The 20,912-nt window shown below is 72.0% G+C and carries 15 protein-coding genes; 6 read left to right on the top strand and 9 right to left on the bottom strand.

Annotated elements, in window-relative coordinates:
• Positions 1-297 precede the first annotated feature (297 nt).
• The 3 genes from ACIPFH_RS33580 to ACIPFH_RS33590 form a co-directional block, all read right to left on the bottom strand.
• Positions 298-1,761, bottom strand: a complete 1,464-nt coding sequence (locus tag ACIPFH_RS33580) for a glutamate synthase subunit beta (RefSeq protein WP_356252539.1) — start codon at positions 1,759-1,761, stop codon at positions 298-300.
• A complete protein-coding gene (gltB, locus tag ACIPFH_RS33585) occupies positions 1,754-6,352 on the bottom strand; it encodes a glutamate synthase large subunit (protein ID WP_401832472.1) in 4,599 nt (1,532 codons plus the stop codon). Before gltB ends, ACIPFH_RS33580 begins: the two co-directional genes overlap by 8 nt.
• A 381-nt stretch (positions 6,353-6,733) precedes the next feature.
• Positions 6,734-7,465 (bottom strand): VIT1/CCC1 transporter family protein, encoded by a 732-nt coding sequence (locus ACIPFH_RS33590; protein ID WP_401832474.1) that lies wholly within the window; start codon positions 7,463-7,465, stop codon positions 6,734-6,736.
• Between the two features lie 327 nt (positions 7,466-7,792).
• On the opposite strand from ACIPFH_RS33590, the gene ACIPFH_RS33595 reads away from it, so the two are divergent.
• The 6 genes from ACIPFH_RS33595 to ACIPFH_RS33620 all read left to right on the top strand — a co-directional run bounded on the left by ACIPFH_RS33595 (position 7,793) and on the right by ACIPFH_RS33620 (position 15,225).
• Complete coding sequence (locus ACIPFH_RS33595; protein ID WP_401832475.1) at positions 7,793-8,920, top strand: ADP-ribosylglycohydrolase family protein; 1,128 nt, start codon at positions 7,793-7,795, stop codon at positions 8,918-8,920.
• Positions 8,921-9,348: 428 nt separating this feature from the next.
• Complete coding sequence (locus ACIPFH_RS33600) at positions 9,349-10,554, top strand: ADP-ribosylglycohydrolase family protein (protein ID WP_401832661.1); 1,206 nt, start codon at positions 9,349-9,351, stop codon at positions 10,552-10,554.
• 7 nt (positions 10,555-10,561) lie between these two features.
• On the top strand, positions 10,562-11,737 hold the full coding sequence (locus ACIPFH_RS33605) for an ADP-ribosylglycohydrolase family protein (RefSeq protein WP_401832476.1): 1,176 nt from the start codon (positions 10,562-10,564) through the stop codon (positions 11,735-11,737).
• Positions 11,725-13,104 (top strand): ADP-ribosylglycohydrolase family protein, encoded by a 1,380-nt coding sequence (locus tag ACIPFH_RS33610; RefSeq protein ID WP_401832479.1) that lies wholly within the window; start codon positions 11,725-11,727, stop codon positions 13,102-13,104. The genes ACIPFH_RS33605 and ACIPFH_RS33610 overlap by 13 nt, the downstream gene beginning before the upstream one ends.
• Before the next feature lie 94 nt (positions 13,105-13,198).
• A complete protein-coding gene (locus ACIPFH_RS33615; protein WP_401832481.1) occupies positions 13,199-14,395 on the top strand; it encodes a CaiB/BaiF CoA transferase family protein in 1,197 nt (398 codons plus the stop codon).
• Entirely contained in the window at positions 14,392-15,225 is an 834-nt protein-coding gene (locus ACIPFH_RS33620; RefSeq protein WP_401832483.1) for an HpcH/HpaI aldolase/citrate lyase family protein, read from the top strand. The genes ACIPFH_RS33615 and ACIPFH_RS33620 overlap by 4 nt, the downstream gene beginning before the upstream one ends.
• A 76-nt stretch (positions 15,226-15,301) precedes the next feature.
• Here the strand turns inward: ACIPFH_RS33620 and lgt are convergent, their stop codons facing one another.
• The 6 genes from lgt to trpC form a co-directional block, all read right to left on the bottom strand.
• The gene (lgt, locus tag ACIPFH_RS33625; RefSeq protein ID WP_401832485.1) at positions 15,302-16,570 is read right to left on the bottom strand and encodes a prolipoprotein diacylglyceryl transferase; all 1,269 of its coding nucleotides are present in this window, start codon (positions 16,568-16,570) and stop codon (positions 15,302-15,304) included.
• Positions 16,571-16,664: 94 nt separating this feature from the next.
• Positions 16,665-17,441 (bottom strand): thioredoxin domain-containing protein, encoded by a 777-nt coding sequence (locus tag ACIPFH_RS33630; RefSeq protein WP_401832487.1) that lies wholly within the window; start codon positions 17,439-17,441, stop codon positions 16,665-16,667.
• A 115-nt stretch (positions 17,442-17,556) separates the two neighbouring features.
• Complete coding sequence (trpA, locus tag ACIPFH_RS33635; RefSeq protein WP_401832489.1) at positions 17,557-18,393, bottom strand: tryptophan synthase subunit alpha; 837 nt, start codon at positions 18,391-18,393, stop codon at positions 17,557-17,559.
• Positions 18,390-19,673, bottom strand: a complete 1,284-nt coding sequence (gene trpB, locus ACIPFH_RS33640) for a tryptophan synthase subunit beta (RefSeq protein ID WP_401832490.1) — start codon at positions 19,671-19,673, stop codon at positions 18,390-18,392. Before trpB ends, trpA begins: the two co-directional genes overlap by 4 nt.
• 56 nt (positions 19,674-19,729) lie before the next feature.
• Positions 19,730-19,972 (bottom strand): tryptophan biosynthesis modulator TrpM, encoded by a 243-nt coding sequence (gene trpM / locus ACIPFH_RS33645; RefSeq protein ID WP_401832492.1) that lies wholly within the window; start codon positions 19,970-19,972, stop codon positions 19,730-19,732.
• Between the two features lie 22 nt (positions 19,973-19,994).
• Positions 19,995-20,804, bottom strand: a complete 810-nt coding sequence (gene trpC / locus ACIPFH_RS33650) for an indole-3-glycerol phosphate synthase TrpC (protein WP_356252573.1) — start codon at positions 20,802-20,804, stop codon at positions 19,995-19,997.
• Between the last annotated feature and the right edge of the window lie 108 nt (positions 20,805-20,912).

The following is a 20,912-nucleotide window of genomic DNA, read 5'->3' on the forward strand; positions in this document are numbered from 1 at the left end:
CGGCACGGCGGTGCGGCGGTGCGGCGGTGCGGCGGTGCGGCGGTGCGGCGGTGCGGCGGTGCGGCGGTGCGGCGGTGCGGCGGTGCGGCGGTGCGGCGGCACGGCGGTGCGGCGGCACGGCAGAACGGCGGCACGCCGACAGACCAGTGCCGTGCCGCCGCACGCCGGTGCCGCCGCACGCCAGCACGCGGACATGCGGCGGCGCCTGCCCAGTCGTCCGGTCGGGGACTGTGGGGCAGGCGCCGTCTGTGTTCCGTACGCCTTTGTACGGGACGTTTTTGGGGGACCCTCGGGCCGTCAGACCAGCAGCGAACGGTCCGTCGGGCGGATCGGGGCCGGGAGCTCGCTCGTGCCGGTCAGGAACCGGTCGACTCCGCGGGCGGCCGAGCGGCCCTCCGCGATCGCCCACACGATGAGCGACTGGCCGCGGCCCGCGTCACCGGCGACGTACACGCCCGGGACGTTCGTCCGGAAGTCGGCGTCGCGGGCGATGTTGCCGCGCTCGTCGAGCTCCAGGCCGAACTGCTCCACCACGCCGTTCTCACGGTCGGTGCCGGTGAAGCCCATGGCGAGGGTGACCAGCTGGGCGGGGATCTTGCGCTCCGTGCCCGGCTTCGGGGTCAGCCTGCCGTCGATGAACTCGACCTCGCTGAGGTGCAGCCACTGGACGTTGCCGTCCTCGTCGCCCTCGAAGTGGGTGGTGGAGACGGAGTAGACCCGCTCGCCGCCCTCCTCGTGCGCGCTCGTGACCTTGTAGAGCATCGGGAAGGTCGGCCACGGCTGGGAGACCGCGTCCCGCTCCTCGCCCGGCCGGGGCATGATCTCCAGCTGGGTGACCGAGGCCGCGCCCTGCCGGTGGGCGGTGCCCACGCAGTCGGCGCCGGTGTCGCCACCGCCGATGACCACGACGTGCTTGCCCTCGGCCGAGATCGGGGGCGCCACGTAGTCGCCCTCCTGGACCTTGTTGGCCAGCGGCAGGTACTCCATCGCCTGGTAGACGCCCTTGAGCTCACGGCCGGGGACCGGGAGGTCACGGGCGGTCGTGGCGCCGGCGGCGATGACGATGGCGTCGTAGCGCTTCTTCAGGTCGGTCGCCTTGAGGTCGCGGCCGATCTCGATACCGGTACGGAAGCGGGTGCCCTCCGCGCGCATCTGCTCGATACGGCGGTTGATGTGCCGCTTCTCCATCTTGAACTCGGGGATGCCGTACCGGAGGAGGCCTCCGATGCGGTCCGCGCGCTCGTAGACGGCGACGGTGTGACCGGCCCGCGTCAGTTGCTGGGCGGCGGCCAGGCCGGCCGGGCCCGAGCCGATGACCGCGACGGTCTTGCCGGACAGGCGCTCGGGGGCCTGCGGGGCGACGTCGCCGGTCTCCCACGCCTTGTCGATGATCGAGACCTCGACGTTCTTGATGGTGACGGCCGGCTGGTTGATGCCCAGCACACACGCCGACTCGCACGGAGCGGGGCACAGCCGGCCCGTGAACTCCGGGAAGTTGTTCGTGGCGTGCAGGCGCTCGGAGGCCGCCGACCAGTCCTCGCGGTACGCGAAGTCGTTCCACTCGGGGATCAGGTTCCCGAGCGGACAGCCGTTGTGACAGAACGGGATGCCGCAGTCCATGCACCGGCCTGCCTGCTTGCCGATGATCGGCAGCAGCGAACCGGGGACGTAGACCTCGTTCCAGTCCTTCAGACGCACGTCGACCGGACGGGACTTGGCGACCTCACGGCCGTGGTTCAAAAAGCCCTTCGGGTCAGCCATTGGTCGCCGCCTCCATCATCTTCTCGGTGATCTCGGACTCGGAGAGTCCCGCCTGCTCGGCGGCGTCCTTGGCGGCGAGCACTGCCTTGTACGTGCTGGGGATGATCTTGCTGAAGCGCTCCGCGGCGGCGTCCCAGTCGGCGAGCAGCTTCGCGGCGACCGTCGAGCCGGTCTCCTCGGCGTGGCGGCGCACCACGTCGTGCAGCCACTGCTTGTCGGCCTGGTCCGGCGTCTCGACGGCGCCGAGGTTGCCGGAGTTGACGTTGTCGCGGTTCAGGTCGATCACGTAGGCGATGCCGCCCGACATGCCGGCCGCGAAGTTGCGGCCGGTCTCGCCGAGGACCACGGCGTGACCGCCGGTCATGTACTCGCAGCCGTGGTCGCCCACGCCCTCGGAGACGACCGTCGCGCCGGAGTTGCGGACGCAGAACCGCTCACCGGTACGGCCGCGCAGGAACAGTTCGCCGCCGGTGGCGCCGTAGGCGATGGTGTTGCCCGCGATCGTGGAGTACTCGGCGAGGTGGTCGGCGCCCCGGTCCGGGCGGACGACGATCCGGCCGCCGGAGAGGCCCTTGCCGACGTAGTCGTTGGCGTCGCCCTCCAGGCGCAGCGTGACACCGCGCGGGAGGAAGGCGCCGAAGGACTGGCCGGCGGAACCGGTGAAGGTGATGTCGATGGTGTCCTCGGGCAGGCCCGCGCCACCGAACTTCTTCGTCACCTCGTGGCCGAGCATGGTGCCGACCGTGCGGTTGATGTTGCGGATGGCGACCTGGGCGCGCACCGGCTGGGCGTCGGTCGCGGAGTCCGCGGCCAGGGCGTCGGCGGCGAGCTTGATCAGCTCGTTGTCGAGCGCCTTCTCCAGGCCGTGGTCCTGCGTGATGACCTGGTGCAGCGCCGCGCCCTCGGGCAGGGCGGGCACGTGGAACAGCGGGGCCAGGTTGAGGCCCTGCGCCTTCCAGTGGTCGACGGCGCGCTCGACGTCCAGCACCTCGGCGTGGCCGACGGCTTCCTCGATGGTGCGGAAGCCCAGCTCGGCGAGGATCTCGCGGACCTCTTCGGCGATGAACCTGAAGAAGTTCACCACGTACTCCGCCTTGCCGGCGAAGCGGTCGCGCAGCACCGGGTTCTGGGTGGCGATGCCGACCGGGCAGGTGTCCAGGTGGCAGACGCGCATCATGACGCAGCCGGAGACGACGAGCGGCGCGGTCGCGAAACCGAACTCCTCGGCGCCGAGCAGCGCGGCGATGATCACATCACGGCCGGTCTTCAGCTGGCCGTCGGTCTGCACGACGATGCGGTCGCGCAGGCCGTTGAGCAGCAGCGTCTGCTGGGTCTCGGCGAGACCGAGCTCCCAGGGGCCTCCCGCGTGCTTCAGCGAGGTGAGCGGGGAGGCGCCGGTACCGCCGTCGTGGCCGGAGATGAGCACCACGTCCGCGTGCGCCTTCGACACACCGGCCGCGACCGTGCCGACGCCGACCTCGGAGACCAGCTTCACGTGGATCCGCGCCTGCGGGTTCGCGTTCTTCAGGTCGTGGATCAGCTGGGCCAGGTCCTCGATGGAGTAGATGTCGTGGTGCGGCGGCGGGGAGATCAGACCGACGCCCGGGGTCGAGTGACGCGTCTTGGCGACCCAGGGGTACACCTTGTGGCCGGGCAGCTGGCCGCCCTCGCCGGGCTTGGCGCCCTGGGCCATCTTGATCTGGATGTCGTCGGCGTTGACCAGGTACTCGGAGGTGACTCCGAAGCGGCCGGAGGCGACCTGCTTGATCGACGAACGGCGCGCCGGGTCGTACAGCCGGTCCGCGTCCTCGCCGCCCTCACCGGTGTTGGACTTGCCGCCCAGCTGGTTCATGGCGATGGCGAGGGTCTCGTGCGCCTCCTTGGAGATGGAGCCGTACGACATGGCGCCGGTGGAGAAGCGTCGGACGATCTCGCTGACCGGCTCGACCTCGTCGATGGAGATCGGCTGCCGGTCCGACTTGAAACCGAACAGGCCGCGCAGCGTCATGAGGCGCTCGGACTGCTCGTTCACGCGGTCCGTGTACTTCTTGAAGATGTCGTAGCGGGCCGTGCGCGTCGAGTGCTGGAGGCGGAAGACCGTCTCCGGGTCGAACAGGTGCGGCTCGCCCTCGCGGCGCCACTGGTACTCGCCGCCTATCTCCAGGGCGCGGTGGGCCGGCGCGATGCCGCTGGCCGGGTACGCCTTGGCGTGGCGGGCGGCGACCTCCTTGGCGATGACGTCGATGCCGACGCCGCCGATCTTGGTGGCGGTGCCGCTGAAGTACTCGGTGACGAAGGCGTCGTCGAGACCGACGGCCTCGAACACCTGGGCGCCGCGGTAGGAGGCGACGGTCGAGATGCCCATCTTGGACATGACCTTCAGGACGCCCTTGCCCAGCGCGTAGATCAGGTTGCGGATCGCCTGCTCGGGCTCCATGCCGTCGAGGAAGGTGCCCGCGCGCAGCAGGTCCTCGACGGACTCCATCGCCAGGTACGGGTTGACGGCGGCGGCGCCGAAGCCGATCAGCAGGGCCACGTGGTGCACTTCGCGGACGTCGCCGGCCTCGACGAGGAGGCCCACCTCGGTGCGCTGCTTGGTGCGGATGAGGTGGTGGTGGACGGCGGCGGTGAGCAGCAGCGACGGGATCGGCGCGTGCTCGGCGTCCGAGTGGCGGTCCGACAGGACGATGAGGCGGGCGCCGTTGTCGATGGCGGCGTCGGCCTCGGCGCAGATCTCCTCGATGCGCGCGGCCAGCGCGTCACCGCCACCGTGCACCCGGTACAGGCCGGAGAGCGTCGCGGCCTTGAAGCCGGGCATGTCGCCGTCGGCGTTGATGTGGATGAGCTTGGCCAGCTCGTCGTTGTCGATGACCGGGAACGGCAGGGTGACCGTCCGGCACGACGCGGCGCTCGGCTCGAGCAGGTTGCCCTGCGGGCCGAGGGAGGAGCGCAGGGAGGTGACGAGCTCTTCGCGGATCGCGTCCAGCGGCGGGTTGGTGACCTGCGCGAACAGCTGGGTGAAGTAGTCGAAGAGCAGCCGCGGGCGCGCGGAGAGCGCGGCGATCGGCGAGTCGGTGCCCATGGAACCGAGCGGTTCGCCGGCGGTCTTGGCCATCGGCGCGAGGATGACGCGCAGCTCTTCCTCGGTGTAGCCGAAGGTCTGCTGGCGGCGGGTGACCGAGGCGTGCGTGTGCACGATGTGCTCACGCTCGGGCAGGTCGACCAGCTCGATCTCGCCGGCCTCGAGCCACTCGGCGTAGGGCTTCTCGGCGGCGAGCTGCGCCTTGATCTCGTCGTCCTCGATGATGCGGTGCTCGGCGGTGTCGACGAGGAACATCCGGCCGGGCTGGAGGCGGCCCTTGCGGACGACCTTGGCGGGGTCGATGTCGAGGACGCCGACCTCGGAGCCGAGGACGACGAGGCCCTCGTCGGTGACCCAGTAGCGGCCGGGACGCAGACCGTTGCGGTCGAGCACGGCGCCGACCTGGGTGCCGTCGGTGAAGGTGACGCAGGCCGGGCCGTCCCAGGGCTCCATCATCGTGGAGTGGAACTCGTAGAAGGCGCGCCGGGCCGGGTCCATGGAGTCGTGGTTCTCCCACGCCTCCGGGATCATCATCAGCACGGAGTGCGGCAGCGAGCGGCCACCGAGGTGGAGCAGCTCGAGCACCTCGTCGAAGGACGCCGAGTCGGAGGCGTCCGGCGTACACACCGGGAAGATCCGCTCGATGGACTTCTCGTCCTTGCCGAACAGATCGGAGACGAGCTGCGACTCCCGGGCGGTCATCCAGTTGCGGTTGCCCTTGACGGTGTTGATCTCACCGTTGTGCGCGACGAAGCGGTACGGGTGCGCGAGCGGCCACGACGGGAAGGTGTTCGTCGAGAAGCGCGAGTGGACGAGCGACACGGCCGAGGCGAAGCGGCGGTCGGACAGGTCCGGGAAGAAGGGCTCGAGCTGACCGGTGGTCAGCATGCCCTTGTAGACGATCGTGCGGGCGGACAGCGAGGGGAAGTAGACGCCGGCCTCGCGCTCGGCGCGCTTGCGCAGCACGAACGCCTTGCGGTCGAGGTCGATGCCCGTGCTGGCGTTGTCCGTCACGAAGATCTGGCGGAAGGCCGGCATCGTCGAGCGGGCGGTGGCGCCGAGCAGCCCGGGGGCGACCGGGACCTCGCGCCAGCCGAGGACGGTGAGGCCCTCGTCGGCGGCGATCGCGTCGATCTGCGAGACGGCGTCCTGGAGGCCGTCCTCGGGGAGGAAGGCGATACCGACGGCGTAGCCACCGGCTTCGGGGAGCTCGAGTCCGGCGACCTCGCGGAAGAAGGCGTCCGGGACCTGGGTCAGGATGCCCGCGCCGTCGCCGGAGTCCGGCTCGGAGCCGGTGGCGCCGCGGTGTTCGAGGTTGCGCAGAACGGTGAGCGCCTGCTCGACCAGCGTGTGGCTCGCCTCGCCGGTGAGGTTCGCCACGAAGCCGACGCCACAGGCGTCGTGCTCGTTGCGGGGGTCGTACATACCCTGCGCAGCAGGGCGAGCATCCATGAAGGACCAGTTCTGGCCATTCGCGGAATGCTGGGACGGCTGGCGCGGCGTACGCATCGGCTCTCCCGTCGTCGTCTCAAGTGGCATATCTGCTGGCGAAGGGACGACGTTGGCCCTCTGCGTAACGCAAAATTTCGTGCAGGTTACATGATGGAGCGGTTCTCGGGAACCGGATACTCCGTTCCAACATGCGGACGCCACGGAGTCGCGACGGGGGTATCGCGCACGTGGCTGGAAGTATGTGGGGACCGAACGGGACGAGATCGATCTGATCGGTGTCCGTCGGTCCGGAGGGCGAGGGGAGCGGCGTCGTTCACCCCGCGAGTGCGCCGGAGGCGTCATTGCCCACAGCGCTTACGGCTCATGCCCGCTGGTTAAGCACTCGAAACCAGTCGGTAACGACTACTTATGCGGCCCAACGCATAAGTAGCATCCGCACTATCCTACGGCCGTTCCGAACAAGCTGCCCAGGGCGTACGTCACACCGGCCGCCGCACCACCGAGGGCGAGCTGCCGCAGTCCGCTGAACCACCAGGTCCGAGCGGTCACCCGGGCCACCACGGCCCCGCAGCCGAACAGTCCGAACAGCGCGAGCAGCACGGCCGGCCACAGCGAGCCGGCCCCCAGCAGGTAGGGGAGTACGGGCAGCAACGCGCCCAGCGCGAACGCCCCGAAGCTCGACACGGCGGCGACCAGCGGCGAGGGCAGGTCGGAGGGATCGATGCCCAGTTCCTCACGGGCGTGGATCTCCAGGGCCTGCTCGGGATCGCGCGACAGCTGATGGGCGACCTGCCGGGCCAGCGCGGGTTCGACGCCGCGGGCCTCGTACAGCGCGGCGAGCTCGGCCTCTTCGTCCGCGGGGTGCTTTCTCAGCTCCCGCCGTTCGACGTCGAGCTCGGCCTCGACGAGTTCGCGCTGCGAGGCGACGGAGGTGTACTCACCGGCGGCCATGGAGAAGGCGCCGGCGGCCAGACCGGCCAGACCGGTGATGACGACGGTCTGCTGCCCCACCGACCCTCCGGCGACACCGGTCATCAGGGCGAGGTTGGAGACCAGGCCGTCCATCGCGCCGAAGACGGCGGGCCGCAGCCAGCCCCCGGTGACATCCCGGTGGGTGTGGTTGTCGCGGTGCGCCTCGTGCAGTGCGGCTTCGGTTTCGATGATGGCCACGCGGTCCCCCAGGGTGGTGTCTTTTCGAGCTTTTCGGGTGTTCCGGAGAGCTTCGGAGAGCTTCGGTAAGCAGAGGCAAAGCTAAGTTTGGACTGATTCCACTTTTCGACAACACTGAACATACGCCGGGTATTTCCCGTCCGCCAGGTAGGAAAGGCTGGGCTAACCTGCGGGTTTACCCTCGAATGCTCATACGATCGGGATGCTGCACAGATGTCGACCGGGTGATATGAGAGCTTCCGAGGCTCGGGTCAACCGCCGATGGTGGGACACATCCGCAAAAGGGCTCCGCCGCCCCGTGCGGACCCCCGAAGGAGAGGCCGCCGTATGGCATCGATCGCCTGCATCCCCCCGGTTCCGGCGCCGGGGGACGCCGCAGCACTGCGCGAACGGGCCCGCGGCGCCCTGCTCGGCCTGGCCGTGGGAGACGCTCTGGGCGCCCCCGCGGAGAACATGAAACCCTCCGAGATCCGCGCCCGCTGGGGCCGCATCACGGGCTACGTCGCCGACAGGCCGGCCGGCACCGACGACACCGAGTACGCGATCTTCTCGGGTCTGCTGCTGGCCCGTCACGGCTCCGCGCTCACCCCGGCCCACGTCGAGACGGCCTGGCACCAGTGGATCGCCGACCGCGACGAGGGCCCCTTCCGGGGCGCCGGCTTCAGTGAACGCGGCACCCTGGAGAACCTCCGCCGAGGCCTGGCGGCCCCGATCTCGGCGCAGCACCGGCATGCCTGGAGCGACGGCCTGGCGATGCGCGCGGCCCCCTTCGGCGTCTTCGCCGCGGGCCGCCCGGCGGAAGCGGCCCGCCTGGTCGCGATCGACGGGGCGGTGAGCCACGACGGCGAGGGCATCTACGGCGGCCAGGCGGTCGCGGCGGGAGTGGCGGCGGCGATGGCGGGAGCGCCGGCGATCGCGGTGGTCGCCTCCGCCCTGGCCGTGATCCCCGAGGACTCCTGGACGGCGCGTTCCCTGCGCCGGGCCGTGGCGGTGGCCCACCGGGGCGAACGGGCGGTCCGCTCCGCCGTCGTCATCGGCGGTTACCCCTGGACCGACCTCGCCCCCGAAGCCGTCGCGCTCGCCTTCGGCGCCTACGCGGCGGCCGACGGCGACTTCCGCGAAGCCGTCCTCACGGCGGTGAACATGGGCCGCGACGCGGACACGACGGCGGCGGTGGCGGGCGCCCTGGCCGGCGCGACGAGGGGCGTGTCGGCGATCCCGGCGGAGTGGGCGGCGGCGATCGGCCCGGCACGGGGAAGCTGCCTGCCGTCCATGGCGGGCCACCACGTGCTGGACGTGGCGGAGTTGCTGGTGCCGGGCGAGGGCGGCAAGTGGGGCGAGGGGACGGTCGTGGAGGAACTCGTACCGACCCTGATGGCCCTCGGCCGCTTCACCCCGCCGGACCCGACCGCCTTCACCCTGGCGGCGAACGACGGCACGGAGGCCACCTCATGAGACCACCCGCACCATGGGACCAGGGAGCGGCCGGCTCGGAGTCCGCCGGATCCCCGACGACCCCCACCCCGGTCACGGCAAGGCCACACACCCCGACGACCCCCACGCCGCCCACGCCGCAGACCCCGACCGCCACCCCGACCAAGCCGCACACCTCGACCACTCCCAACCCGGTCACGACCAAGCCGCACACCCCGACAACCACCACCCCGGTCACGACCAAGCCGCACACCCCGACGACCACCACCCCGGTCACGACCAAGCCGCACACCCCGACGACCACCACCCCGGTCACGGCCGAGCCGCACACCCCGACGACCACCACCCCGACCCCGACCAAGCCGCACACCCCTACGCGCCCGGCACCACACACGGCCGAGCCGTACCCACCCGCCGCCGTCGGCGAGAACACTCGGCAGGGGCCGCCCGTGCCCGGCGACGAGAGCCGCGGGGGTGGTGCGGGTCGCAACGACAAGGCCGAAGGCGAAGCCGAGGCCGTCGAACCCGCCCGCCCGCGGGACGCGCACCGCATCGAAGGCCTCCTGCTGGGCCTGGCCGCGGGCGACGCCGCCGGCTGGCCCGCCGCCCGCCACAGAGCCGCCCGCATGCCGGAGTGGACCCGCCGCCTCACCCGCGAACTCGACACCTTCGCCGAACACAACGCGACGACCACCCTCCCGGTGCCCATCGCCCTGAACCAACCCCCCGAACCCCTGCGCCTCGGCCCGTCCGACGACGCCGAGTGGGCGGCCTTCGCCGCGGAGGCGGTCCTGCGCGCCGGAGACGACACCGCCCTCGGCGACCTCAGCCGGGAACGCCGGATGCGCGCCGCCATCGACCTCACCTGGAACGCCGTCGCGTGCGAGGTCGCGGCCGCCGCCGACCGCGCGCCCGAGATCGAGTCCGCCGTCCTCCCCCTGCGCGCCCGGATCTCCGTCCGCGCCGGTCTCGGCAACCTCGCCGCCGGGCTGCGACCGCCCGCCACCGGCCACGACAACCCGCACTACTTCGACGACGCGGCCTGCGTTCGCGCCTGCGTCCTGGCCGTGGCCCACCCCGGCGACCCCCGACTCGCCGCCGAACTCGCCGAGTTCGACGCCCGCTACACCCAGGACGGCGACGGTGTGCACGGCGCACGCGCGATGGCGGCGGCCTGCGCGCTGGCCCTCGTCGGCGCGGGCCCCGAGGCCTGCGTCAAGGCGGCGCTCGCCGAACTCCCCGAGCACACGGAGATCGGCCGCAACGCCCGGCACGCCCTCGCGCTGGCCCACGACGCCGACAGCGCCTTCGCGCTCATCCCCCTCCTGGAACACCAGATCGTCGACCACGTCTACAGCTACGGCATCGCGGCGGCGGAGACGGTCCCGGTGGCCCTGGCCCTGGTGACCGCGTCCGGCGGCCGGATCCACGAAGCGGTTCCGGCGGCGGCCTGTCTCTCCCGGGTCGCGGACTCGGCCCCGGCCCTGGCAGGCGCGCTGACCGGCGCATTGGGCGGCGGCACCGCGATCCCGGCCTCCTGGCGAGACAGCTGCCGCACCCTCTCCGGCTGCGTACTGCCCCGGCTCACCGGAACCGATCTGGTGGAACTCGCCGGGCTCCTGGAAGCCGCGCAACCGGCCTCACCAGGTGGATGATTCGGGCATGACGCCCAAAGTGCAAGAAAGCAGCGGCGGAACCCTGGAAGACCGCATCACCGCCGCCCTCGTCGGCGCGGCCGTCGGCGACGCCCTCGGCGGCCCCGTCGAGGGCTACTCCCCCGAGCAGATCCTCCAGCGCCACGGCAGCCGGGTCCACGGCGTCGTCGGCCCCTGGAACGGCGACGACTGGCGCACCGCCCGCCCCATCGCCCCGTACCACAAGGGCGACGGCCACGTCACCGACGACACCTTGATGACCCACGCCCTGATCAGGGTCTATGCCACGGTCCGCGACCACCTGGACGCCTACGCGGTCGCCGACCACCTGGTCCCGGACCTGCTGACGACACCCCGCTGGATCCCGGAACTGGAGGCGGAGGCACTTCCTCTCCACCGGATCTTCCTGGCGGAGAAATGGCTGGTGACGAGGCTCCACTACGGACATGTCGACCCACGCGAGGCAGGGGTCGGCAACATCGTCAACTGCGGTGCGGCGATGTACATGGCCCCGGTCGGCCTGGTCAACGCGGCCAACCCGGCGGGCGCGTACGCCGAGGCGCTGGACATCGCGGGCGCCCACCAGTCCTCGTACGGCCGTGAGGCGGCGGGAGTGTTCGCGGCGGCGGTCGCGGCCGCCTGCACGCCGGGCGCGACAGCGGAGTCCGTCGTCACGGCCTGTCTGGCGCTGGCCCAGGACGGAACCCGCACGGCGATCGAGAAGGTCTGCGAAGCGGCGGCCCGGTACAACGACTTCGAGTCCGCGCTGGTCCCGCTGCGGGAGGCGGTGACGCCGTACGACACCGTGGGCCCCGACTACCGCCGCCCCTCCCTGGCCGCCCGCCGCCCCTCCCGCCTGCACGCGATCGAGGAACTGCCCGTCGCCCTGGGGATGTTGGTGGTGGCCGACGGCGACTACCGGCAGGCGGTCCTGGGCGCGGTCAACTACGGCCGCGACTGCGATTCGATCGCGACGATGGCGGGCGCGGTGGCCGGAGCCCTCGGCTCGCCGGTCCCCGACGACTGGTCCAAGCAGGTCGCCGAGGCCAGCCGCCTCGACCTCTGGCAGCCCGCGGCGGCACTCGCCGAGGTCACCCGGGAGATCTTCGACCGGGACGTCCGGCACCGCCGCACGCACGAGCAGGCGTTCGCCGCGATCGGAGGCCCGAGATGCTCCGACTGACCTGGGTCCAGCCGGAGGACCTCCTCGGCCACGAACTGCGTCAGGCGGCCCAGGACGGCCGCGAGCCCTGGGCCATCGCCGCCCGCTGGAAGGCCGCCGGCGGCTGCGAGGCACCGGCCAGGACAGGCGCGTCCCCCCAGCGCGCCTCCCGCTACCTGCGTCTCCTCGCGGACGACCTCATGGACGAACTGGCCGACCTGCCCAGCAGATTGACGGAGCACGAGCCGACCGACCTGGCGAGGATCAGGGCCCTGTGCCCGCAGTGGCCGGACCGGCCCGCCGGTGACCACCCGCCGGCCCCCACCCGGGCCGGCCTGGAAGCGGCCTGGCTGGGCCGGGCCGCCGGCTGCCTGCTGGGCAAACCCGTCGAGAAACTCCCCCTGGACGCCATCCGCCGACTCGCCCGGTCCACCGGCAACTGGCCCCTCGCCCACTACTTCACCGCCCGCGGGGTCCCCCGGCCCCTCCTCGAGGCACACCCCTGGAACCGCCGCTCGGCGACCACCTCCCTCGCCGAGAACATCGACGGCATGCCCGAGGACGACGACCTCAACTACCCGCTCCTCAATCTCCTCCTGCTCCAACGCCACGGCAGGCACTTCACCACCGCGGACGTGGCCGGGCTCTGGCTGGACGAACTCCCGGCGGGCCGCACCTTCACCGCCGAACGCGTCGCCCTGCGCAACCTCCTCTGCGGCATCGAGCCCCCGGTCACCGCCCGCCACCGCAACCCCTTCCGCGAATGGATCGGCGCCCTCATCCGGGCCGACGTCCACGGCTGGACCAACCCCGGGGACCCGGCGGCGGCGGCCGAACAGGCCCACCGCGACGCCACCCTCACGCACACCGCCAACGGCGTCTACGCGGCGATGTTCACGGCGGCCACCATCGCCACGGCCGCGACCGGCGCCCAGGACGTCCACGCCTGTCTGCGCGCCGGCCTGACCGTCGTCCCGCCCCGCTCCCGCCTCGCGCAGGCCGTGACCCACGCCGTCCGGCTCGCCGGGGAACACCCCGACTTCGACACCGTGGTGGACGAACTCCACACCGCCCACAAGGCGTACCACTGGGTCCACGCCGTCCCCAACACCGCCCTGCTCGCCGCCGCACTCACCCACGCGGACGGCGATTTCACCGGCTCCGTCGGCCGTGCCGTGTCCGGCGGCCTGGACACCGACTCGGTCGGCGCGACGGCCGGCGGGATCGCCGCCCTGCTCACCGGCGACCCGGCCGCCCTCCCCGACCACTGGACGGCCCCCCTGAAGAACCGCCTGGCCACCTCCGTCGCCGACCTCAACGGCGTCGGCTTCGACACCCTGGCCCACCTCACCTGGTCCCTCACCCACCGGGAGGCTTCCCGCCCATGACCGACACCGTCGTGCCCGGCGGCACGCACCCGGGCCTCGCCGCCCACGTCGCCCCGATGCCCCACCGCCGCGAGACCGAGACGCCGTGCGCGTCATGACCGGGGAGACCGCCCCCCTGCACGGTGTCCGCGTCCTCGACCTGGCCACCCTCTTCGCCGGCCCGCTCGCCGCCACCATGCTCGGTGACTTCGGCGCGGAGGTCATCAAGGTCGAGCACCCCACCCGGCCCGACCCCTCCCGCGGCCACGGCCCGTCGAAGGACGGCGTGGGCCTCTGGTGGAAGCTCCTCGGCCGGAACAAGCGCACCATCACCCTCGACCTCTCCAAGCCCGGCGGCCGCGCCACGCTGCTGCGCCTCGCCGCCACCGCCGACGTGATCATCGAGAACTTCCGCCCCGGCACCCTGGAGAAGTGGGACCTCGGCTGGGACGCGCTGTCGGCGGCCAACCCCCGGCTCGTCCTCACCCGGGTCACCGCCTTCGGCCAGTTCGGCCCCTACGCACACCGCCCGGGCTTCGGCACCCTCGCCGAGGCGATGAGCGGGTTCGCCGCGATCACCGGGGAACCGGACGCGTCCCCTACCCTCCCGCCCTTCGGCCTGGCCGACTCGATCGCCGGTCTGGCCACCGCGTACGCCGTCATGACCGCCCTCGCCGCCCGTGACCGCACGGCCGAGGGACAGGTCGTCGACATGGCGATCATCGAGCCCATCCTCACCGTCCTCGGCCCCCAGCCGCTCTGGTACGACCAGCTGGGATACGTCCAGGCCCGCACCGGCAACCGGTCCGCCAACAACGCCCCGCGCAACACCTACCGCACGGCCGACGGCGGCTGGGTCGCCGTCTCCACGTCGGCCCAGTCGGTCGCGGAGCGCGTGCTGCGCCTGGTCGGCCGCCCCGACCTGATCGACGAGCCCTGGTTCGGGACCGGCGCCGACCGGGCCGCCCACGCCGACCTCCTCGACGAGGCGGTCGGCAGCTGGATCGCCGCCCGCGACCGCACCGACGTCCTCGCCGCCTTCGAGAAGGCGGAGGCGGCGATCGCCCCGATCCAGGACGTGCGGGACGTGATGACCGACCCCCAGTACCAGGCCCTCGACACGATCACCGCGGTCGAGGACCCGGAACTGGGCCGGATCCGCATGCAGAACGTCCTCTTCCGGCTCTCCTCCACCCCCGGCGCGATCCGCTGGGCCGGCCGCCCGCACGGCGCCGACACGGAGGCCGTCCTGACCGAACTGGGCCTGACCACGGCCGAGCTGGCGTCCCTGCGCGAGGCCGGCGCCCTATGAACAAAACCCCGCTGACCTGGCTGTACGTCCCCGGCGACCGTCCGGAGACGGTCACCAAGGCCCTCGCCTGCGGCGCCGACGTCGTCATCGTCGACCTGGAGGACGCGGTCGCCCCGGACCGAAAGGAGTACGCCCGCACGGCCACCGCCGAACGCCTCGGCGAGCCCCAGCCGGTCCCGGTCCACGTCCGGGTGAACGCCCTGGACAGCCCCTTCGCCGCGGCGGACCTCCGCGCGGTGGCCGCCCTCCCCGGGGTCTCCGCGCTGCGCCTGCCGAAAGTGACGTCCCCGCACCAGATCACCCGCGTCGCCGCGGCCATGCCGCCCGCGGAGCGTGGAGCCACCCCCCTCCACGCCCTCCTGGAGACGGCCCTCGGCATCGAACACGCCTACGCCATCGCCAGCGCCCACCCCTCCCTGCACGGCATCGCCCTCGGCGAGGCGGACCTACGGGCCGACCTGGGCGTCCGCGACGACGCGGGCCTCGACTGGTCCCGCGCCCGGGTCGTGGTCGCCGCCCGGGCCGCGGGTCTGGCGCCCCCGCCCCAGTCCGTCCACCCCGACATCCGCGACCTGGAGGGCCTGGCCACCAGCTGCGCCCATGGCCGCACCCTCGGCTTCCTGGGCCGCGCCGCCATCCACCCCCGCCAGCTCCCGATCATCGAGCAGGCCTATCTGCCCACCCGGCAGGAACTGGAAGAGGCCGAGACGATCGTGAAGGCGGCGGCCACCGACCGGGGGGCCCAGGCGCTGCCGGACGGGCGCTTCATCGACGCGGCCGTGGTGGCGGCGGCGCAGCGCACCCTGTCCCTGGCGGCCCGCAGGGCCTGAACCCACCTGCCTCCTCATGCGAAGAGGGCGCCCGGCAGACCCCGGGCGCCCTCTTCGTCGGTCGACCGACCGGTCGTCAGCTCTTCTTGCCGGCCGACTCGGCTTCGTCCTCGGCCTTCACCGCGGCAGGCTCCTCGGCACCGGCCGCGGCGCCGCCCTTCGCGTCCTTCTCGCCCTTGGCCGCCGCGTCGGCCTCGGCCGTGGCCTTGGAGTCGGCGCCGACATTGACCTTGGCGTCCGCCCGGGAGGCGGCATCGGTCTTGGCTGCGCCGGCACCCGTCGCTTCGGCGTCGGCCTTGGCACCGGCATCGGTCCCGGCCTTCGCCTCGCCGTCGCCCTTCGAGCCGGACTTCGCGTCGCCCTTCGAGCCGGACTTCGCGTCACCCTTCGAGCCGGACTTCGCGTCACCCTTCGCTTCGGACTTCGCGTCGCCCTTCGCTTCGGCGTCGCCGCCCGTCTCGTCAACAGCCGTGTCCTGCGACGTGCCTTCGCCGTCGGCTCCGGCTTCCGTCCCGCCGCCGGAGGCATCCGCACCCGGCTCGACCACGGCCTCGCGCCCCGGCCGCTTCCTGGCCGAGATCACGATGTACGTCACCGCGAGCAGGAACACGATCAGCGCGGTCCAGACGTTGAGCCGCAGGCCCAGAATGTGGTGGGCGTCGTCGACGCGCATGTTCTCGATCCACGCACGGCCCGCGCAGTACCCGGCCACGTACACCGCGAAAGCACGGCCATGGCCCAGCTTGAAGCGGCGGTCCGCCCAGATCACGAGGAGGGCGACGCCGATGCACCACAGCGACTCGTACAGGAACGTCGGGTGGTAGTAGCCGGGCACCCGGCCGTCCGCCGAGGACGTGATGTGCAGAGCCCAGGGAAGGTCGGTCTCCTTGCCGTACAGCTCCTGGTTGAACCAGTTGCCCCAGCGGCCGATCGCCTGGGCGAGCGCGATGCCGGGCGCGATGGCGTCGGCGTACGCGGGCAGGGCGATGCCCCGTCGGCGACAGCCGATCCACGCGCCCACCGCGCCGAGCGAGATCGCGCCCCAGATACCGAGGCCGCCCTCCCAGACCTTGAAGGCGTCCACCCAGTCACGGCCCTCGCTGAAGTACAGCTCGTAGTCCGTGATCACGTGGTAGAGGCGGCCGCCGACCAGGCCGAAGGGCACCGCCCAGACGGAGATGTCGGCCACCGTGCCGGCCTGTCCGCCACGGGCGACCCAGCGCCTGTTGCCGAGCCAGACCGCGACGAAGACGCCGATGATGATGCAGAACGCGTAGCCGCGCAGCGGAACGGGGCCGAGGTACAGCACCCCGTGCGACGGGCTGGGAATGTAGGCAAGTTCCATGGCAGGGTCGACGCTACCGTGCCGGACCGGGCCGACGGCGGGCGGCCCGGCTACGGCTCCATAACGGGCAGGTGTGAAGGGCTGACGGCCCATGTCACCCTTTGTCGGCCTCCTCCACCATCTGTTTCAGCTTCGCCGGCGTCATCGACTGGTCCGCGTAGATGTTCTTGCCGTTGAACAGCACGGTCGGGGTGCCGCCGAAATGGCCGTTCTGGAAGGCCTGGTTGGACTTCCCGACCCAGCTGTTGTGCGTGCCGTCCTCGACACAGGTACGGAACGCGGGTGTGTCCAGGCCGTCGACCTTGGCAGCGAGCCCGATGAGCTTGCTGTTCTCGGCGAAGGCGTCGTCCGTCTCCTGCGGCTGGTTCTCGTACAGCACGTCGTGGTAGGCCGGGAACTTCCCGACGTCCTGCGCGCAGGCCGCCGCGTTGGCCGCGTTGCGGGAGCCGCTGCCGCCCATGTTGCCGTCGATGAGCGTGGCCAGGTGGTACTCGACCTTGAGCTTTCCGGCGTCCGTCAGCTCGTGGATCGTGGGGCGGTACGCCGTCTCGAATGCCTTGCAGGCCGGGCAGCGGAAGTCCTCCCACACCGTGAGGGTGGACCTGGCGCTCTCCTTGCCGACGGGGATGGCGAGCGCGTCCTCGCCCTGCGCTCCCGAGGGCGCCACGACCGGGCCCGCCTTGTCGCTGCTGTCGTCCTTGCCGGAGTTCGCGGCGACGACCCCGATCACCGCCGCCAGGCCCAGGACACAGACGACGCTGGACGCGACGATCAGCGTCCGCCGTCGCCGCTCTGCCGCCTTCTGCTTCTCTCGCTCGTCCGCCAGCCGCTCCCTGGCGGTGCGCTTTCCCGCACGATTCTTCTCGCTCACACCCCCAGAACGAACCGGGGAGGCGCATTGCGCCTCCCCGACCCCAGGTCCACCCGTTCGAGTGACCGGCGGAAATGTCCCGCCCGATGCCCCGGTCGCCCACGCCTGTCCCGGGTTACGCCTGTCGGCGCACGCCCTTCGCCAGCTCGCCCGCGAGTTCGCGCACCGCTTCGACGCCGGTCGCGTCGTCCGGCGCGTCCAGCATCCGCTTGACGAACGCCGATCCGACGATCACGCCGTCGGCGAAGCCGGCCACCTCGGCGGCCTGCGTGGCGTCGGAGACGCCGAGGCCGACGCAGACGGGCAGGCCGGTGCCGGTGGCCCGGGTCCGCTCGACCAGGTTCTGCGCCTGGGTGCCCACCGACTCACGGGTGCCGGTCACGCCCATCAGCGAGGCGGCGTAGACGAAGCCGCTGCCCGCCTCGGTGATCTGCGCGAGCCGCGCGTCCTGGCTGCTCGGCGCCACGACGAAGACCGTCGCGAGGCCGTGCTTGTGCGCGTGCTCCCTCCACAGCGCCGACTCCTGGACCGGCAGGTCGGGCAGGATGCAGCCGGCGCCGCCCGCCTCGGCCAGCTCGGCGGTGAAGCGCTCGACGCCGTAGCGGTCGATCGGGTTCCAGTACGTCATGACGAGGACCGGTTTCCCGGTGGCCTCGAAGGACTCCCGGACCGTCCGCATGACGTCCGCGATCCGCACCCCACCGCGCAGGGCGATGTCGTCGGCGGTCTGGATGACCGGACCGTCGAGGACGGGGTCGCTGTGCGGCAGACCGACCTCGACGATGTCCGCGCCTCCGTCGAGGACGGCCTTGATCGCCTCGATCCCCCCGTCCACGGTCGGGAACCCGGCCGGGAGGTAGGCGATGAGCGCGGCGCGGTCCTCCGCCTTGGCGGCGGCGAGGGTGTCCGACAGCAGCCGGCTGTTTCCGCCGGTGAATGCGGTCCCGCTCACTTGGCGTCCCCCTCGATCTCGGCGGTGTCGGCCGCGTTGGCGGCGACCTCGGCGTCGGTGTCGTACAGGCCGAAGTAACGGGCGGCCGTGTCCATGTCCTTGTCGCCACGACCGGACAGGTTGACGACGATCAGCCCGTCCTTGCCGAGTTCCTTGCCGACCTCCAGGGCTCCGGCCAGCGCGTGCGCGCTCTCGATGGCCGGGATGATGCCCTCGGTGCGCGACAGCAGACGCAGCGCCTGCATGGCCGCGTCGTCGGTGACCGCGCGGTACTCGCCGCGGCCGGTGTCCTTGAGATAGGAGTGCTCGGGGCCGATGCCCGGGTAGTCCAGGCCCGCCGAGATGGAGTACGGCTCGGTGATCTGGCCCTCGTCGTCCTGGAGGACGTAGGAGCGCGAGCCGTGCAGGATGCCGGGCTCGCCCGCGGTCAGGGTCGCCGCGTGCTCGCCGGTCTCGATGCCGTGACCGGCCGGCTCGCAGCCGATGAGCCGGACGCCGGCGTCCGGGATGAAGGCGTGGAAGAGGCCGATGGCGTTGGAACCGCCGCCGACACAGGCGACCGCCGCGTCGGGCAGACGTCCGGCGCGCTCCAGGATCTGGCGGCGGGCCTCGACGCCGATGACGCGGTGGAAGTCGCGCACCATCGCCGGGAAGGGGTGCGGTCCCGCGACGGTGCCGAACAGGTAGTGGGTGCGGTCGACGTTGGCGACCCAGTCGCGGAAGGCCTCGTTGATGGCGTCCTTCAGCGTGCGGCTGCCGGACTTCACGGCCACGACCTCGGCGCCCAGCATCCGCATGCGCGCCACGTTGAGGGCCTGGCGCCGGGTGTCGATCTCGCCCATGTAGATGGTGCACTCGAGCCCGAAGAGGGCGCAGGCGGTGGCCGTCGCCACACCGTGCTGGCCGGCGCCGGTCTCGGCGATCACGCGCGTCTTGCCCATGCGCCGGGTGAGCAGTGCCTGGCCGAGCACGTTGTTGATCTTGTGGGAGCCGGTGTGGTTGAGGTCCTCGCGCTTGAGGAAGACCCGGGCGCCACCGGCATGTTCGGCGAACCGCGGCACCTCGGTGAGGGAGCTGGGGCGGCCGGTGTAGTGCATGAGCAGGTCGTCGAGCTCGCGGGCGAACTCGGGGTCGTGCTTCGCCTTGTCGTACTCGACGGCGACCTCGTCCACGGCGGCGACGAGGGCCTCCGGGATGAACTTGCCGCCGAACGCGCCGAAGTAGCCTTCGGCGCTGGGGACTTGACCCTCGGGGTCGGGAATGAAGAACTCGCTGGGCATGCGGAAACCTCACGGTGAGTGTGTGTTGGGCACTGTCGCCGTGGGGGCAGGGATTATCAGTTGGCTGCGGGACCTCTGTGGCTGGTCGCGCCCGCGCGGCGGTAGCCGCACATCCAAAAGAGCCCCGCGCCCCTGACGGGGCGCTGCCATCGCATGCCGTTCACCTGGCCGGGTTCGTCTCCGATGACGTAACGCACGCGCCTGCCGTGCACCCGACGTGCGGGCGCGCGGCAGCCACGGGGGCGGCAGCCGCGCGCGAGGCGGGCGTACCTGTCCATGGCCGTCGTCGTGGGTGTCATCGGGGCCGATCCTACCGGGAAATCAGCCGCGGCCGTGGCGCAGTGCGGGGTGTTCGCCCGCCGCCACCAGGTCGGCCACCGCCGTCTTCGGGTCGCGGCCCGTCACCAGGGACTCGCCGACCAGGACCGCGTCGGCGCCGGCGTTGGCGTACGCGATGAGGTCGTGCGGGCCCCGGACGCCGGACTCGGCGATCTTGACGATGTGGGCCGGGATCTCGGGGGCGACCCGCTCGAAGGTGCCCCGGTCGACCTCGAGGGTCTTCAGGTTGCGCGCGTTCACGCCGATCACCTTGGCGCCCGCGTCGACCGCGCGCTCGACCTCGTCCTCGTCGTGGACCTCGACGAGCGGGGTGAGGCCGATGGACACGGCACGCTCGATCAGCGACTCCAGGGCCGACTGCTCGAGGGCGGCCACGATCAGCAGCGCGAGGTCGGCGCCGTACGCGCGGGCCTCCCACAGCTGGTACGAGGTGACGATGAAGTCCTTGCGCAGTACGGGGATGTCCACCCGCGCGCGAACCGCCTCGAGGTCGGCGAGGGAGCCGCCGAAGCGGCGCTGTTCGGTGAGGACGGAGATGACGGCCGCACCGCCCGCCTCGTAGTCCGCGGCAAGGCCGGCCGGATCGGCGATCGCGGCCAGCGCGCCCTTGGACGGGCTGGAGCGCTTGACCTCGCAGATCACCTTGACGCCGTCGCCCCGGAGCGCGGCCACCCCGTCCTTGGCGGCACGGGCCTTCGCCGCGCGCTCCTTGAGCTCGTCGAGGCTGACGCGCGCCTGCCGCTCCGCGAGGTCGGCACGGACTCCGTCGATGATCTCGTCGAGCACACTCACGCGAGCGGCCCCCTTCCAGACGGCTGACAGACGGTTGACAGTTCCAGTGACCAGAGAAAAAAGGTGGTCACTGCGATGGTATCCGGAGGAAGGCGAAGGCCTCACATC

The organism is Streptomyces sp. NPDC088157 (genome assembly GCF_044741545.1).
Lineage (GTDB): Bacteria > Actinomycetota > Actinomycetes > Streptomycetales > Streptomycetaceae > Streptomyces.

Bases quoted from the DNA above. Each gene is read 5' to 3' on its own strand.
- ACIPFH_RS33605 (WP_401832476.1), top strand. From the start codon at position 10,562: ATGACGCCCAAAGTGCAAGAAAGCAGCGGCGGAACCCTGGAAGACCGC.
- trpM (WP_401832492.1), bottom strand. From the start codon at position 19,972: ATGACACCCACGACGACGGCCATGGACAGGTACGCCCGCCTCGCGCGC.
- lgt (WP_401832485.1), bottom strand. From the start codon at position 16,570: ATGGAACTTGCCTACATTCCCAGCCCGTCGCACGGGGTGCTGTACCTC.
- ACIPFH_RS33595 (WP_401832475.1), top strand. From the start codon at position 7,793: ATGGCATCGATCGCCTGCATCCCCCCGGTTCCGGCGCCGGGGGACGCC.
- ACIPFH_RS33615 (WP_401832481.1), top strand. From the start codon at position 13,199: ATGACCGGGGAGACCGCCCCCCTGCACGGTGTCCGCGTCCTCGACCTG.
- ACIPFH_RS33610 (WP_401832479.1), top strand. From the start codon at position 11,725: ATGCTCCGACTGACCTGGGTCCAGCCGGAGGACCTCCTCGGCCACGAA.
- trpB (WP_401832490.1), bottom strand. From the start codon at position 19,673: ATGCCCAGCGAGTTCTTCATTCCCGACCCCGAGGGTCAAGTCCCCAGC.
- ACIPFH_RS33620 (WP_401832483.1), top strand. From the start codon at position 14,392: ATGAACAAAACCCCGCTGACCTGGCTGTACGTCCCCGGCGACCGTCCG.
- gltB (WP_401832472.1), bottom strand. From the start codon at position 6,352: ATGCGTACGCCGCGCCAGCCGTCCCAGCATTCCGCGAATGGCCAGAAC.
- ACIPFH_RS33580 (WP_356252539.1), bottom strand. From the start codon at position 1,761: ATGGCTGACCCGAAGGGCTTTTTGAACCACGGCCGTGAGGTCGCCAAG.